16 protein-coding genes are annotated in these 16,593 nt (G+C 37.5%); all 16 read left to right on the top strand.

Annotated features, from left to right (window positions below; translation table 11 throughout):
- The first annotated feature begins 2 nt into the window (after nucleotides 1-2).
- The 16 genes from aroB to I1J71_RS03635 all read left to right on the top strand — a co-directional run bounded on the left by aroB (nucleotide 3) and on the right by I1J71_RS03635 (nucleotide 16,544).
- Entirely contained in the window at nucleotides 3-1,070 is a 1,068-nt protein-coding gene (aroB, locus tag I1J71_RS03710) for a 3-dehydroquinate synthase (RefSeq protein ID WP_195183759.1), read from the top strand.
- A 9-nt stretch (nucleotides 1,071-1,079) separates the two neighbouring features.
- On the top strand, nucleotides 1,080-2,246 hold the full coding sequence (aroC, locus tag I1J71_RS03705) for a chorismate synthase (protein ID WP_006151452.1): 1,167 nt from the start codon (nucleotides 1,080-1,082) through the stop codon (nucleotides 2,244-2,246).
- 9 nt (nucleotides 2,247-2,255) lie between these two features.
- On the top strand, nucleotides 2,256-3,359 hold the full coding sequence (locus I1J71_RS03700) for a prephenate dehydrogenase (RefSeq protein WP_006151543.1): 1,104 nt from the start codon (nucleotides 2,256-2,258) through the stop codon (nucleotides 3,357-3,359).
- Nucleotides 3,360-3,370: 11 nt separating this feature from the next.
- Complete coding sequence (locus I1J71_RS03695) at nucleotides 3,371-3,709, top strand: YlbF/YmcA family competence regulator (protein WP_195183758.1); 339 nt, start codon at nucleotides 3,371-3,373, stop codon at nucleotides 3,707-3,709.
- An 89-nt stretch (nucleotides 3,710-3,798) separates the two neighbouring features.
- Entirely contained in the window at nucleotides 3,799-5,082 is a 1,284-nt protein-coding gene (gene aroA, locus I1J71_RS03690) for a 3-phosphoshikimate 1-carboxyvinyltransferase (RefSeq protein WP_195183757.1), read from the top strand.
- Nucleotides 5,075-5,551, top strand: a complete 477-nt coding sequence (locus tag I1J71_RS03685; protein WP_195183756.1) for a shikimate kinase — start codon at nucleotides 5,075-5,077, stop codon at nucleotides 5,549-5,551. The genes aroA and I1J71_RS03685 overlap by 8 nt, the downstream gene beginning before the upstream one ends.
- A complete protein-coding gene (gene pheA, locus I1J71_RS03680) occupies nucleotides 5,548-6,396 on the top strand; it encodes a prephenate dehydratase (protein WP_195183755.1) in 849 nt (282 codons plus the stop codon). Before I1J71_RS03685 ends, pheA begins: the two co-directional genes overlap by 4 nt.
- A complete protein-coding gene (locus tag I1J71_RS03675; RefSeq protein WP_195183754.1) occupies nucleotides 6,393-7,712 on the top strand; it encodes an LCP family protein in 1,320 nt (439 codons plus the stop codon). The genes pheA and I1J71_RS03675 overlap by 4 nt, the downstream gene beginning before the upstream one ends.
- Nucleotides 7,713-7,853: 141 nt before the next feature.
- The gene (locus I1J71_RS03670) at nucleotides 7,854-8,690 is read left to right on the top strand and encodes a LicD family protein (protein WP_195183753.1); all 837 of its coding nucleotides are present in this window, start codon (nucleotides 7,854-7,856) and stop codon (nucleotides 8,688-8,690) included.
- Entirely contained in the window at nucleotides 8,680-9,783 is a 1,104-nt protein-coding gene (locus I1J71_RS03665; protein ID WP_195183752.1) for a glycosyltransferase, read from the top strand. The genes I1J71_RS03670 and I1J71_RS03665 overlap by 11 nt, the downstream gene beginning before the upstream one ends.
- 1 nt (nucleotide 9,784) lies before the next feature.
- On the top strand, nucleotides 9,785-10,771 hold the full coding sequence (locus tag I1J71_RS03660; RefSeq protein WP_195183751.1) for a glycosyltransferase family 2 protein: 987 nt from the start codon (nucleotides 9,785-9,787) through the stop codon (nucleotides 10,769-10,771).
- A 15-nt stretch (nucleotides 10,772-10,786) separates the two neighbouring features.
- A complete protein-coding gene (locus I1J71_RS03655; RefSeq protein ID WP_195183750.1) occupies nucleotides 10,787-12,253 on the top strand; it encodes an O-antigen polysaccharide polymerase Wzy family protein in 1,467 nt (488 codons plus the stop codon).
- The gene (locus I1J71_RS03650) at nucleotides 12,246-13,283 is read left to right on the top strand and encodes a prephenate dehydratase (RefSeq protein ID WP_195183749.1); all 1,038 of its coding nucleotides are present in this window, start codon (nucleotides 12,246-12,248) and stop codon (nucleotides 13,281-13,283) included. The genes I1J71_RS03655 and I1J71_RS03650 overlap by 8 nt, the downstream gene beginning before the upstream one ends.
- 153 nt (nucleotides 13,284-13,436) lie before the next feature.
- The gene (locus I1J71_RS03645; protein WP_195183748.1) at nucleotides 13,437-14,924 is read left to right on the top strand and encodes an oligosaccharide flippase family protein; all 1,488 of its coding nucleotides are present in this window, start codon (nucleotides 13,437-13,439) and stop codon (nucleotides 14,922-14,924) included.
- A 9-nt stretch (nucleotides 14,925-14,933) separates the two neighbouring features.
- A complete protein-coding gene (locus I1J71_RS03640) occupies nucleotides 14,934-15,737 on the top strand; it encodes a LicD family protein (RefSeq protein ID WP_195183747.1) in 804 nt (267 codons plus the stop codon).
- Complete coding sequence (locus I1J71_RS03635; RefSeq protein WP_195183746.1) at nucleotides 15,738-16,544, top strand: LicD family protein; 807 nt, start codon at nucleotides 15,738-15,740, stop codon at nucleotides 16,542-16,544.
- The last annotated feature ends 49 nt before the right edge of the window (nucleotides 16,545-16,593 follow it).

The following is a 16,593-nucleotide window of genomic DNA, read 5'->3' as shown; positions in this document are numbered from 1 at the left end:
CTATGAAAATTAGAATAGACCTTCCACATCATCCCTACGATATTCAGATTGAAAAAGGATGCTTGTCTCAAGCAGGAAAATGGTTGCGAGAACTTTGGCAACCACAAAAAATTGTTATCATAACGGATAACCGTGTGGCTTCACTCTATGCAGAAAAGGTTAAATTGAGCTTAGAGGATGCTGGTTTCCAAGTGGCAGTTTTTGACTTCCTAGAGGGTGAAGAGCGAAAAAATTTAACCACGGTTCAAAAGGCTTATGAATTCTTGGTCAAACAGGATTTGACTCGTAGCGATGGAATTGTGGCTCTAGGTGGCGGTGTAGTTGGTGATTTGGCAGGTTTCGTGGCCTCTACCTATATGCGCGGTATTCACTTTGTCCAAATTCCGACTAGTTTGACGGCCCAGGTGGATTCTTCAATCGGTGGTAAGACAGGTGTGAATACACCTTTTGCCAAGAATATGGTGGGAACTTTTGCTCAGCCGGATGGCGTTTTGATTGACCCAACTGTTCTTGAAAGCTTAGGAAAGCGAGAGTTGATTGAAGGAATGGGTGAAGTCATCAAGTATGGCTTGATCGAAGATCCTGAGCTCTGGGACCTATTATCTAATTTGGATGGTTCTGTGGAAAGCATTTTGGAACATTCAGAGAGTTTGATTGAGCATTCTTGCCAGGTCAAGCGCAAGATGGTAGTTGAAGATGAGTTGGATAATGGCATTCGTTTATATCTCAACTTTGGTCACACAATTGGCCATGCTATTGAAGCAACTGCTGGTTATGGAAAAGTCATGCACGGTGAGGCAGTAGCTATGGGAATGGTTCAGGTCTCTAAGGTAGCCGAAGGCAAAGGACTCATGCCAGCTAGAATAACTCGGTCTATCCGAGAGATGTGTCAGAAGTTTGGTCTTCCTGTTGATTATGAAAACTGGGATGTTGACAAGCTCTATCAGGCTTTGACTCATGACAAAAAAGCGCGTGGCAATACCATGAAGTTAGTCTTGGTACCAGAACTTGGTTCAGCGACGATTCACCCAGTTTCTCTCGAAGAAATGAAAGATTACTTAGTAAAATAAGGAGAATGTATGAGATATTTAACAGCAGGAGAATCACATGGTCCTCGTCTGACAGCAATTATTGAAGGAATTCCAGCAGGACTGCCTTTGACTGCAGAAGATATCAATGAGGATCTCAAACGTCGCCAAGGCGGTTACGGTCGTGGTGGACGCATGAAAATCGAGAGTGATCAGGTTGTCTTCACTTCTGGGGTTCGTCATGGTAAGACGACAGGGGCTCCCATTACCATGGATGTCATTAACAAAGACCACCAAAAATGGCTAGATATCATGTCTGCCGAGGATATTGAAGACAAACTCAAAAGTAAACGAAAAATCACACATCCTCGTCCAGGTCACGCAGACTTGGTTGGGGGCATCAAATACCGCTTTGATGATTTACGAAATTCTTTGGAACGTTCATCTGCTCGTGAAACAACTATGCGAGTGGCAGTTGGAGCTGTTGCTAAGCGGCTTTTAGCTGAGCTTGATATCGAAATTGCTAACCATGTTGTTGTCTTTGGTGGTAAGGAAATCAATGTTCCAGAAAACTTAACAGTCTCAGAGATTAAGAAATTGGCTGCCCAGTCTGAAGTTTCTATCGTCAACCAAGAACGTGAGCAGGAGATTAAGGACTATATTGACCAGATTAAGCGAGATGGGGATACCATCGGTGGAGTTGTTGAAACGGTTGTCGGTGGTGTTCCGGTTGGTCTTGGTTCTTATGTTCAATGGGATCGTAAACTAGATGCAAGGCTAGCTCAAGCTGTTGTTTCTATCAATGCCTTTAAGGGTGTGGAGTTCGGCCTCGGTTTTAAAGCAGGCCATCTTAAGGGTAGCCAAGTCATGGATGAAATTCTCTGGTCATCAGAAGATGGCTATACTCGTCGGACTAATAACCTTGGAGGCTTCGAAGGTGGTATGACCAACGGCCAACCGATTATCGTTCGTGGAGTTATGAAGCCAATTCCGACTCTCTACAAGCCGTTGATGAGTGTTGATATTGAAACTCATGAGCCTTATAAAGCAACAGTAGAGAGAAGTGATCCTACTGCTCTTCCAGCAGCAGGTGTCGTTATGGAGGCAGTCGTAGCAACGGTTTTGGCTCAAGAAATCCTTGAGAAATTCTCCTCTGATAATCTGGAAGAATTAAAAGAAGCTGTTGCGAAACATCGGGAGTATACAAAGAATTATTAAGGAGTTCTTATGGCAAAAACCATCTATATCGCAGGACTAGGTTTGATTGGTGCTTCCATGGCACTCGGAATCAGGCGGGATCATCCTGATTATGAAATTTTAGGATACAATCGTAGTCAAGCGTCTAGAGATATTGCCTTGGAGCGAGGGATGATTGATCGTGCGACGGATGACTTTGCCAGTTTTGCTCCACTTGCAGACGTCATCATTCTTACCCTGCCAATCAAGCAAACTATTGCCTTTATCAAGGAATTGGCCAACTTGGACTTGAAAGAAGGTGTCATTATTTCTGATGCTGGATCGACCAAGTCAGCTATCGTGGCTACAGCTGAGAAGTGTTTTGCTGATAAGTCTGTTCGCTTTGTTGGAGCTCATCCTATGGCAGGGAGTCATAAGACAGGAGCAGCCTCTGCTGATGTCAATCTTTTTGAAAATGCCTACTATATTTTTACACCGTCAAGTCTGACCACTTCAGATACTCTTGAAGAAATGAAGAACCTGTTGTCTGGTCTCCATGCTCGCTTTATCGAGATTGATGCTGAAGAGCATGACCGAGTGACTTCTCAGATTAGCCATTTTCCGCATATCTTAGCATCAGGCCTAATGGAACAAACTGCAAGTTATGCTGAAGAGCATGAAATGGCGCGACGCTTTGCGGCAGGTGGTTTTCGTGATATGACTCGGATTGCCGAAAGTGAGCCTAGTATGTGGACTTCTATCCTCTTATCCAATCGGGATACCATTATTGAACGCATCGAGGATTTCAAGGGCCGTTTGGACGAGATTGGACAAGCTATCAGTAAGGGTGATGAAAACCAAATCTGGAACTTTTTCAATCAAGCGCGTGAGCAACGTCAGGCTATGGAAATCCATAAACGTGGTGGTGTAGATAGTTCTTATGACCTTTATGTTGATGTTCCCGATGAGGAAGATGTGATTTTACGCATCTTGGAATTGCTACGTGGAACTTCTTTGGTCAATATCCATATCAATGAGGAAAACCGTGAGGATGTTCACGGGATTCTGCAAATTTCCTTTAAGAATGCTCAGGATTTAAAACGTGCTGAGCAAGTCATTACAGAAAATACTGACTACACAGTCGTTATTAAATAAGGAGGACAATTATGTCAAATATTTATGATAGTGCAAATGCACTAAGTCGTGGACTACGCGAATTGCCTGAATACAAGGCAGTTAAAGAAGCTAGAGATGCCATCCAAGCGGATGCAGAAGCAAGCAAAATTTTTGCAGATTATATTGCTTTTCAACATGAAATCCAAATCATGGCACAGACTGGTCAAATTCCAGATGTTTCTTTCCAAGAAAAAATGGAAAGTTTTGGCAAGCAGATTCAAGGTAACTCTCTCTTGTCAGAATTCTTTGCCAAACAGCAACAACTTTCGATTTACCTTTCTGATATTGAAAAAATTGTCTTTGAACCAATATCAGAACTTTTAAAATAAGAATTTACCTCATAAAGTCAGGAATTTTTAAGAAATTTCTGACTTTTTATGATAAAATAAGAAAAAGTATTGTCAGTATGAGGGCCGGTATGAAGTTAAAAACAAACGTTAACCATTTGAAAGGTAGTATTCGAGTACCAGGAGATAAGTCCATCAGTCATCGCTCTATTATTTTTGGAAGCTTGGCTGAGGGTGAGACTAAAGTTTATGATATCTTGCGTGGTGAAGATGTCTTATCAACTATGCAAGTTTTTCGTGACCTCGGCGTAAAGATTGAGGATAAGGACGGTGTCGTTACTATTCAAGGTGTTGGCATGGGTGGATTAAAAGCCCCTCAGAAAGCCCTGGATATGGGGAATTCTGGGACCTCTATTCGTTTGATTTCAGGTGTCCTTGCTGGTGCAGACTTTGAAGTAGAGATGTTTGGAGATGATAGTCTTTCCAAGCGCCCAATGGATCGTGTAACTCTTCCCTTGAAAAAAATGGGAGTTAGCATTTCAGGTCAAACAGAGCGAGACTTGCCACCGTTGCAGTTGAAAGGAACGAAAAACTTAAGAACTATTCGATACGAATTGCCAATCGCTTCTGCCCAAGTCAAGTCAGCCTTGATTTTTGCGGCTTTGCAGGCTCACGGCCAGTCAGTCATTATGGAGAAGGAGTGCACTCGTAATCACACAGAAGATATGCTCCAACAATTCGGAGGTGATTTGAGTGTCAATGGTAAGAAAATCACTGTTCAAGGGCCACAGAAACTAAGTGGACAAACGGTTGTCGTACCAGGAGATATTTCTAGTGCAGCCTTTTGGTTAGTAGCAGGTTTGATTGTGCCAAATTCTCGAGTGGTACTTAAGAATGTTGGTATTAATGAAACACGAACAGGTATTATCGATGTTATCCGTGCTATGGGTGGTAAATTGGACATTACTGATATTGATCCAATTGCTAAGTCTGCAACCTTGACTGTCGAAACTTCAGACCTCAAAGGAACCGAGATTGGTGGAGCTTTGATTCCGCGTTTAATTGATGAATTACCAATTATCGCGCTCCTTGCTACCCAAGCTCAAGGGCAAACGGTTATCAAAGATGCAGAGGAACTCAAGGTTAAAGAAACTGACCGTATTCAAGTTGTTGCTGATGCTTTAAATAACATGGGTGCAGCTATTATTCCTACAGCAGACGGAATGATTATCAAAGGAAAATCTGCTCTTCATGGAGCCAGAGTCAATACATTTGGTGACCACCGTATCGGCATGATGACAGCCATTGCAGCTCTCTTAGTTGCAGATGGAGAGGTCGAATTGGATCGTGCAGAAGCTATTAATACTAGCTACCCAAGCTTCTTTGATGATTTGGAGACTTTGATTCATGGCTAAGGTTTTACTTGGATTTATGGGAGCAGGAAAATCTACCATTGCTAGAAATTTAGCACCTGACTTCGTAGATATGGACACCCTGATTGAAGAACGTTTGGGGATGCCGATTGCTCGTTTCTTTGAAGAAAAAGGAGAAGCAGCCTTCCGTCAGATAGAAGAAGAAGTTTTGGCTGATCTGCTAAAGACAGATCAAGTTATCTCCACAGGAGGAGGAATAGTCATTTCTCCTCGAAATCGTGCCTTGCTCAAGCAAAATCCAGACAACATCTACCTTAAAGCAGATTTTGAGACTCTCTACCAGCGTATTTCAGTCGATAAGGACAATCAACGTCCACTATTTTTAAACAATAGCAAGGAAGATTTGGCTGCGATTTTTGATGAAAGACAGGCTTGGTATGAAGAAGTGGCTAGTCAGATTGTTGATGTATCAAGATTAAGCCCAGAGGAAATTATAGAGGAACTGAAATGAAAATTGCCTATCTAGGTCCCAAAGGATCTTTTTCGCACCATGTTGTGCAGACGGCTTTTCCACATGAGGAACTAGAGCCTTTTTCAAATATTACGGACGTTATCAAGGCCTATGAACAAGGTTTGGTAGACTATTCAGTAGTGCCAGTTGAAAATTCTATTGAAGGTAGTGTTCATGAGACCCTAGACTATCTTTTCCATCAGGCTCGCATTCAAGCTATGGCAGAGATTGTTCAGCCAATCCATCAACAGTTGATGGCAGTGCCAGGGAAATCTACAATTGAGAAAATCTTTTCTCACCCACAGGCATTGGCTCAAGGGAAGAAATTTATCGATGAACATTATCCGAATGCTCAATTAGAAGTCACTGCCAGTACAGCCTACGCCGCGCGGTATGTTTCCGAACATCCGGATCAACCTTTTGCAGCTATTGCTCCCAAGAGCTCTGCTGAGGAATATGGACTAGAATTAGTCGCTCAAGATATTCAAGAAATGGAAGCTAATTTCACGCGTTTTTGGGTTTTGGGACCTAACTTACCACAAATTCCCTTGAATGCAGATTCTGAAAAGATGAGCTTAGCCTTGACCTTGCCAGATAATCTACCTGGTGCATTGTATAAGGCTCTTTCCACCTTTGCTTGGCGGGGAATTGACCTGACTAAGATTGAAAGCCGTCCTTTAAAAACAGCACTGGGAGAATACTTTTTCATCATTGATGTGGACTATGCTGATAAAGAACTGGTCCACTTTGCTCAAAAAGAATTAGAAACGATTGGGATCCACTATAAAGTACTAGGTGCTTATCCTATCTATACCATACAGGATAAAGGGAAGGAGAAGGAATGACTAGAGAAAATCCTCTGACACACCATGAAAAACTACGTTACGACTATCTATTAAAAAACATCCACTATCTAAATGATAAAGAAAAGCGAGAGTTTGCTTTTTTACAAGCTAAGCTGGATGGTCAACAAGAAGTGCGCTCCGTTGTCCAAGAAGAAGTAGAAAATCAAGAATACACTGAATTGAACACAGGTCTTCCGAGTTATACGAATCGCAGCCGTGCTAGTCGACGTACTAGTCTGCCTCAACCAAAAGCTAAGATTCCTAAGCAGAAGAAACCAAAGAAAAAAAGAGTTTTTCGATTTAAACGGATACTTGCTTGGCTAGGAATGCTGTTGCTTTGCGCAGCATTGGGAATGATTTTTATGTTCCTGAAAGGTTTTCAATCAGCCAATCCTAATAGTTCAAATGGATCAAAAGATGCCAAAGCCGCTCAAGTTGAAGTCTTTAATGGACAGGATACAAGAGATGGTGTCAATATTCTTATTTTAGGAACAGATGGCCGTATTGGTCAGAATAGTGCAGAAACACGGACCGATTCTATTATGGTTCTTAATGTAAGTGGTAAAGATAAAAAACTTAAGCTTGTAAGTTTTATGCGAGATAACCTAGTTTATATTGATGGTTATAGCCAAGTTATTAACGGACAAAAACAAACTGACCACAAGTTGAACTTAGCCTACGAATTAGGTGAACAAGAAGGAAAACAAGGGGCTGAAATGGTACGTAAGGTCCTTAAAGATAATTTTGACCTAGATATCAAATACTATGCTCTTGTAGATTTCCAAGCCTTTGCGACTGCAATTGATACGCTTTTCCCTAACGGGGTGACCATTGATGCTCAATTTTCAACCCTAAATGGAGTTCCAGTTACAGAAGCGACAGTCGGCGATGACTTGCATGCGACAGAAACCGAATCACCAACACAAACTATTAAAGTTGGGACACAACAAATGAATGGTTCTACTCTCCTTAACTATGCACGTTTCCGCGATGATGATGAAGGGGACTATGGACGCACTCGTAGGCAGCAACAAGTCATGACTGCTGTTTTACAGCAAATTAAGGATCCAACAAAACTTTTCACAGGTTCAGAAGCTCTTGGTAAAGTATTCGCTATGACATCCACAAACCTTCCTTATACTTTCATATTGACCAACGGATTATCCGTTCTCGAAGGAGGCCAGAACGGTATTGAAAGACTAACAGTACCGGAACTTGGAGACTGGGTAGATGACTATGATGTCTATGGAGGCCAGTCACTTCGTATTGACCAAGAAGCCTATCAGAAAAAATTAGCTCAAATGGGATTTAGATGATAATAAAAACTAAATCAAAGCTTGAAATATCTAATAAAATAGATGTCTCAGGCTTTGATTTTTCACATAACCAGATGGATTTTTTGACCATTTTTTGGTATAATAAAATGATGTAATTCTATAGAAGAGGATGAGAATGAGATGAGTGATTTGAAAGCGATTCAGGCTCGTAGTCTGGAAATGGCTGAATATTTTGTCGCCTTTTGTAAAGAACATGGCTTACTCTGTTATTTGTGTGGCGGAGGAGCTATTGGAGCTTTACGACATAAAGGTTTCATCCCTTGGGATGATGATTTGGATTTCTTTATGCCACGAAAGGACTATGAAAAACTAGCAGAGTTATGGCCTCAATATGCGGATGAGCGTTACTTCCTATCAAAGAGTTCTAAAGACTATGTAGACCGTAACCTCTTTATCACCATTCGCGATAAGGAGACGACTTGTATCAAGCCTTATCAACAAGATTTGGATCTTCCCCACGGCTTGGCTTTAGATGTTCTTCCCTTGGACTACTATCCTAAAAATCCAGCAGAGCGTAAGAAACAGGTCCGCTGGGCTTTGATTTATTCTCTATTTTGTGCACAAACCATTCCAGAAAAGCATGGAGTTCTCATGAAGTGGGGGAGCACCATTTTATTAGGATTAACTCCAAAATCGCTTCGCTATCGTATCTGGAAAAAGGCTGAGAAAGAAATGACCAAGTATGGACTTTCTGAAAGTGATGGCATTACAGAATTATGTTCAGGCCCTGGCTATATGAAAAATAAATATCCAATTCAGGCTTTTGAAGACAACATTTTCCTACCATTCGAAGGAACAGAAATGCCTATTCCAGTTGGTTACGATGTTTATCTCAGAACAGCTTTTGGTGACTACATGACACCACCACCAGCTGACAAGCAAGTGCCTCACCACGATGCCATAATAGTAGATATGGATAAAAGCTATACAGAATATAAGGGAGAATATGGTGGATAAGAAGAAAATTCTATTTTTTATGTGGTCCTTCTCTCTAGGTGGAGGTGCAGAAAAAATCTTATCAACGATTGTTTCAAACTTGGATCCGACAAAGTATGATATAGATATCCTTGAAATGGAACATTTTGACAAAGGATACGAACCAGTACCTGAAAATGTGAGAATTTTAAAAGCCTTTCAAGATTATCGCCAACCAAGATGGTTAAGAGCGCTTTTGTGGAGATTGAGAATTTATTTCCCAAGATTAACAAGACGATTACTAGTAAAAGATCAATATGATGTAGAGGTTTCCTTTACCATTATGAATCCTCCTCTTTTATTTTCTAAACGTAAGGAAGTGAAAAAGATTTCTTGGATTCATGGAAGTATTGAAGAATTTTTAACAGATCTTTCAAAACGTAGTTCTCATAGACGACAATTGGATGCTGCTGATAGGATAGTGGGAATTTCAAAGAAAACCAGCAATTCTATCAGAGAAGTTTATCCGGAATACTCACAGAAATTGACTACAGTTTATAATGGTTATGATTTTGAAAGTATTTTAGAAAAATCAAAAGAGAAAGTAGCAATAGACATAGCTCCTCAAAGTATCTGTACCATTGGACGTATTGAGGAAAATAAAGGTTCTGACCGAGTAGTAGAAGTTATACGACTTTTGCACCAACAAGGTAAGAAATATCACCTCTACTTTATAGGTGCTGGAGAGATGGAAAGTGAATTGAAAAAAAGAGTGCTAGAATACCAACTTGAAGACTACATTCATTTTTTAGGCTATCAAAAGAACCCTTATCAGTATCTCTCTCATATGAAAGTCCTATTATCCATGTCCAAACAGGAAGGTTTTCCTGGGGTCTATGTTGAGGCCTTGAGTCTAGGGGTTCCCTTTGTGTCTACCGAGGTTGGCGGAGCAGAAGAATTATCTCAGGAAGGTCGATTTGGTAAAATCATTGAAAGCAATCAAGAAGCAGCTCAAGCAATTGATAACTACATGACAGGTGTTTCAAGCTTTGATGTTAACGAAGCTAGCCAATTTATTCAACAGTTTACAATTGCTAAACAAATTGAACAAGTAGAAAAACTAATAGAGGAGTAGCATGGAAACTGCATTAATTAGTGTCGTTGTTCCAGTCTATAATGTGGCGCAATACCTTGAAAAATCAATAGCATCCATTCAGCAACAAACCTATAAAAATCTCGAAATTATTCTTGTTAATGATGGGGCGATAGATGAAAGTGGTCGCTTGTGTGAACAAATTGCTGAGCAAGATGAAAGAGTTTTGGTCTATCACAAAGAAAATGAAGGACTATCTCAAGCTCGAAATGATGGATTGAAGCAAGCCCACGGGGACTATGTTATTTTTATAGATTCGGACGATTATATTCATCCTGAAATGATTGCAAGCTTATATCAACAATTAATCAAAGAAGATGCTGATGTTTCCAGCTGTGGGGTTATGAATGTCTATGCCAATAGTGAGAGTCCCCAAACTGAAAACCAGGATGATTATTTTGTATGTGATACTGAAACATTCCTTAGAGAATATTTAATTGGTGAGAAAATACCTGGTACTATTTGTAACAAACTCATCAAGAAAGAGATTGCAACACAGTTAGGTTTTCCAAAGGGCTTGATTTATGAAGATGCCTATTATCATTTTGATCTCATTAAAGTAGCTAAAAAGTACGTAGTTAATACCAAACCATACTATTACTATTTCCACCGAGGAGACAGTATTACTACCAAACCATATGCGGAAAAAGATTTAGCCTACATTGATATTTATCAAAAATTTTATAATGAAGTAGTTAAAGACTATACAAGCTTAACAGAAGTAGCTTTCTTTAGACTTGCATATGCATATTTCTTTATCTTGGATAAAATGCTTCTAGATGATAATTTCAAAGGGTTTAAAGACTATCCAAGGATTTATGACTACTTGAAAAAACATGCCTTTGCTATTTTTAAAAATACCATTTTTAGAAAAGGAAGACGTATTAGTGCTTTAGCCTTATTTGTAAATGTAAGATTGTATAGAATATTATTGTTTAAAAATATTGAGCAGTCGAAAAAAATCAATTAGAAAAGGAGGGCTGAGATGGTTGATGGCAAACGAATGTTGCTAACGGTTACGATTCTAAGCTATATCGTAACCATAATAAGTGGAATCACTTATTTGTTTACCAGTAACAACGTAGGACTTCTGACAACTTTGCTTTTGCTCTTAATTAGCAGTCTGCTACTTTGCTGGAATAACATCAAATATTATTTGATTCACTTTATATTTTTTATCACGATTTTTATATTTTTGGTATCCAGACCCACCATCGATTATTTCAGAGATGGAGCACTTGATACTTACCAACCAATTGCTTATCAATTTGCTTTCCTAGTTGTTATTGTATCTATTTTAGGATTGACTTTAGGGGGATTGATAGCGAATTATTATCTTTCTCGAAAAAGCAAAGCTCCTGTAAGAGTGGAAAAACAATCGAATGTCAATTATGTAAAAAAACTACGCTTCGTTTCATTGAGTGTATTTCTACTCACCTATCCATTTTATTTCCTTAGACTATTTGAGCGCTTACTATACCGTTTGCAAACTTCTTATTACAATTATTATGCAAATTTTGAAAGTCAATTGCCCTACTTTACCTATATCTTATCGACTTTCACGGTTTATGCCATGTGTGTTTATTTAGCAACCAAACCTAAAAAGTCACATGCGACAATGGTTTTAGTTGCCTATATCGCGGCTAACTTGATTCACTTAGTAATTGGTACCAGAAATCCCTTTATTCTAAGTTTGATTTTTGCCTTTGTTTACTACTTTATGCGTGAACAAACGGAGAAAGGTAAATGGATCGGTTTCAAAGAAAAAATGGCTATTTATCTTGGAACACCTGTTCTCATGCTTGCGATGGGAGCATTAAACTATGTTCGTGATAATGCTCAAGTATCCCATAGTGGAGTTTTTGATTTATTACTCGATTTCATTTATAAACAAGGAACTAGTTTTGGAGTTTTAGCTAGAGGATTCCTGTACAATAGTAGTCTTCCTTATAGAGACTTCCGAAATTTCACTTTTGGTCCGGTTGTTGACTATTTTGCGAGAGGTAGTATCGGAATCATATTTGGTGCCAAACCATTTGAACATACGACAAATAGTATTGAACTAGCGATTGACAGTAATAGTTATGCCCACAATTTATCTTATCTTGTTCTAAATAAAGAATATTTAAGAGGCCATGGTATTGGAAGTAGTTATATCATGGAATTGTATACTGATTATGGTATGTTGGGACTATTTCTACTAAGTATCTTACTTGGTATGCTCTTTATAGCTATGTTGCAAGTGGCATATCGCTCAAGAACAATCTTATTTGCATTATCTTTGCTAATCTTGAATAATTTATTCTTTATGCCTAGAAGTAGCTTCTCAGAAAGTTTCTTTAATCTTTTTACAATGCAATTCTGGGGAATTGTTCTTATTATCATTTTCGTGGCAAAAATGCTTACAAAAGAAAATCATCACTTAATCAAAAAAGGGGAAATACATGTTTGAACATTATTCTGTAGCTGATTTGTTCGCAAATCTTTATAAAAAACGTAAAGTGAATTTGCTAGCTTTACTAGCCTTATTTGCTCTCATAGCTGTACCATTTACTTTAAAAGCTGTAAAAAATAAAAATACAGTCAAAGATTCTACTAGCTATTCAACTTATATTACCTATAAGATAACTGCTCCAGAAGAATCGTCAAAGACAATTTTAAATCATCAAGTTGGTGGCTATAGTGACTTCTATGCAAAACTAATTGATGGTAATCTCAATGGTGCCTTTCTGTTTAATGATGTTGATTCTGATAAGATGAAAGAAATCGCAAAAGATTTAGATACTACAGAAACAGCATTGAAGAATTCTGCAAGTGACTATTGGACAAAAAAATTAACGATCAATCCATTAATTGATGATGCAGGTGTAACTGTTAAAATTTTAACTCCAAGTAAGGAAGTAAATGATTTCCTTGAGAGTAAATTTGACTCTTTGATTGATAAGTTTAAGTCTACTTTTACAGATGTTAAGATTGAGAAACTTGAAACGGTCAACTCTACAGAATTGACTCCGAATGGAGAAGTTGCTCTTGGATTTAACTTGAAAAATCTTATTTTACGCTTAGTGATTATTGGTGTCCTCTGTGTAGTCTTAGTTATTTTAGCAAATATCCTAGTATATCTCTTTAATCCAACTATCAATCGTGCAGGTGATTTTTCTGCTTATCAAGTAGATTTCGTTTCAACTATTACCACTGTTGAAAATCTTTCTGAACTCCTAAGTTATATGTGCCAAGGCCAACCATTAGCAATTGTAAGTTCAGATAATCATATCTTGAATAAATTGAAGTCAGAATACAAGTTGAATCTTGAAGGAGTTCAGTTTGTTAATTTGCAGAATGTCAAAGAACTTTTAGCATTTGAGAATGTACTATTTGTAGAAGAATATGGTGTCACTCGCTATAAGAAATTTGAAGAAAGTTTGCAAGAAGTGAGAAATCTCAATCGTTCTGTTTTAGGTGTTATTGCTTTTGCGCTCTAATATCAATCATCAAGGAAAAATTAAGAATACAGAAAAAGAGGACTGAAGGTTCCTCTTTTTTTCACCGATCATCATCGAGTAAGAAATAGGATTTAAAGCTAAGTAGGCTTTTTAACTAAGTTTATGATATAATAAATCAACGAGGTAAATTGAATGAAAAGTATTAAGTTAAATGCCCTGGCTTATATGGGTATTCGTGTTTTAAATATCATTTTTCCAATTTTGACGGGTACTTATGTCGCGCGTGTTTTAGATCGTACAGATTATGGTTATTTTAACTCTGTCGATACTATTCTGTCTTTTTTCTTGCCTTTTGCGACCTATGGAGTCTATAGTTACGGACTTCGTGCTATTAGTAATGTAAAAGACAATAAAAGAGAACTAAATAAAGTCTTTTCAAGCCTTTTTTATTTATGTGTAGTTTGTACGATTTTAACAAGTATTGTCTATCTGTTCTCCTATCCCTTATTCTTTAATAGTAATCCTGTCATCAAAAAGATTTTTTTGGTAATGGGTGTTCAACTAATTGCTCAAATCTTCTCCATCGAATGGGTCAATGAGGCACTTGAGAATTATAGCTTTTTATTTTATAAAACAGCCTTCATCCGTATTCTCATGCTTGTCTCTATCTTTATGTTTGTAAAAAATGAGCATGACATTGTTGTGTATACACTGATTATGAGTCTTTCAACTCTTATCAATTATCTCATTAGTTATTTTTGGATTAAGAGAGATATTCAGTTTGTTAAGGTTTCGTTAGAAGAGTTTAGACCTCTTTTCCTACCTTTGACAGCCATGTTGATTTTTGCCAATGCCAATATGTTATTTACCTTCCTAGACCGTCTATTCTTGGTAAAGACGGGTGTTGATGTGAACGTCAGCTATTATACGATGGCACAACGTATTGTAACAGTTATCGCTGGTGTTGTTACAGGTGCGATTGGAGTTAGTGTTCCTCGCTTGAGTTACTATTTAGGAATCGGGAAAAAAGAAGAGTATGTAAATTTGGTGAACCGGGGAAGTCGTATTTTTAACTTCTTCATCATCCCTCTTAGTTTTGGTTTGATGATTTTGGGTCCCTATGCAATCCTTCTGTATGGTAGTGAAAAATATATCGGTGGTGGTATCTTGACATCCCTCTTTGCATTTCGTACCATTATTCTTGCTTTAGATACTATTTTAGGCTCTCAAATTCTCTTTACAAATGGATTTGAAAAAAGAATTACAGTTTATACGCTATTTGCGGGTGGATTGAACCTCATTTTAGATTGCCTTCTCTATTTTAATAACATTATTTCACCCGAGTATTATTTGATTACGACGATGATGTCAGAAAGTTTTCTTCTAATACTGTACGTAATCTTTATTCATAAGACTAAGCTCATTAACCTAGGACATATCTTTAAATATACGGTACGTTATTCTCTTTTTGCATTGACATTTGTTCCTATCTATTTCTTGGTCAATGCTATTTATCCAGTCAAAATGGTGATTAACCTACCTTTCTTGATTAATATGCTGATTATCATGGTCTTATCAGCTCTTAGTTATATTGGTTTACTAGTTTGGACCAAAGATAGTATCTTTTATGAATTTTTAGGTCATTTTGTTTCTCTCAAAAAACGTATAAAAAAATCTTAGGAGGATTAGATGAGAAGATTAAGTATTGAAGAAGCTAAGCAGATTGAGCTTGACATTTTGGCCTATATTGACTCTTTTTGTAAGAAGCATAATATTGACTATTTTATTAATTATGGTACCTTGATTGGGGCTATCCGTCACAAAGGTTTTATTCCTTGGGATGATGATATAGACCTCTCTATGACACGTGAAAACTATGACCGTTTTATCCAGTTATTTCATCAAGAACAATCGAAATATAAGATTTTAGCTTTGGAAACCGATGATCACTACTATAATAATTTTATAAAGGTTGTAGATTCGACAACGAGAATAGTAGATACACGAAATACAAAAACTTATGATTCTGGAATTTTCATTGATATTTTTCCAATGGATTCTTTCAATGATCCTAAAGTTATCGATGTGTGCTATAAGTTGGAAAGCTTTAAATTATTGTCTTTCAGTAAACATAAGAATATTGTTTATGGAGATAGCAAGTTAAAAGACTTGATTCGTACCTTCTTCTGGTTTATTTTTCGTCCTATTTCTCCCTGTTATTTTGCAAGTCAAATTGAAAAGCAAATTCAAAAGTATAGGGTAAAAGATGGAAAATATATCGCTTTTATTCCTTCCAAGTTTAAGGAAAAAGAAGTCTTTGCCAAAGAAGTTTTTGAAGATTTAATTGAAGTTCCTTTTGAACATCTGATGCTTTCAGCACCGAAACAATACGATACTATTTTGAAGCAGTATTATGGTGATTATATGACTCTCCCACCAAAAGAAAAACAGTTTTATAGTCACGAATTTGAAGCCTATCAATTGGAGGATTAAATGCAGTACTTAGAAAAAAATGAAATTAAAGAAATTCAACTAGGTATTCTGGACTATGTTGATGAAATTTGTAAAAAAAATGACATTCCTTATTTCCTCAGCTATGGAACCATGTTGGGAGCTGTTCGTCATAAGGGAATGATTCCTTGGGATGATGATATCGATATTTCACTGTATAGAAAAGACTATGAGCGTCTATTAAAAGCGATTGAGGAAGATAATCATCCTATTTATCGAGTTCTTTCTTACGATACTTCTTCATGGTATTTCCATAATTTTGCAGCTATTCTTGATACATCAACAGTTATTGAAGATAACGTAAAATATAAGCGTCATGATACGAGTTTGTTTATTGATGTCTTTCCAATCGATCATTTTTCAGATTTGAGCATCGTTGATAAGAGCTATAAATATGTTGCCTTGCGTCAGCTTGCCTATATCAAAAAAGAACGTGCAGTACACGGAGATAGCAAATTAAAAGATTTCCTTCGTTTGTGTATCTGGTATCCTCTTAGACTTGTTAATCCGAGATATTTCTATAAGAAAATAGATCAATTAGTTAAAAATAGTGTGACAGAAAATCCTGCATATGAAGGAGCCATTGGAGTTGGGAAAGAAAAAATGAAAGAAGTCTTTCCAGCAGGAACTTTAAAAGAACTGATTTTAACAGAGTTTGAAGGTCGGATGGTACCTATTCCAAAGAACTATGATGCTTTTCTAACACAGATGTATGGGGATTATATGACTCCTCCATCAAAAGAAATGCAGGAGTGGTATAGCCATAGTATAAAGGCTTATCGAAAATAATCGTCAAAACTTTTAAAAATAGAAAAATAAACAGAATACTCGATTAAAT

The organism is Streptococcus infantis (assembly GCF_015546995.1).
GTDB lineage: Bacteria > Bacillota > Bacilli > Lactobacillales > Streptococcaceae > Streptococcus > Streptococcus infantis_J.
This window is presented reverse-complemented; position numbering and strand designations above follow the sequence as displayed.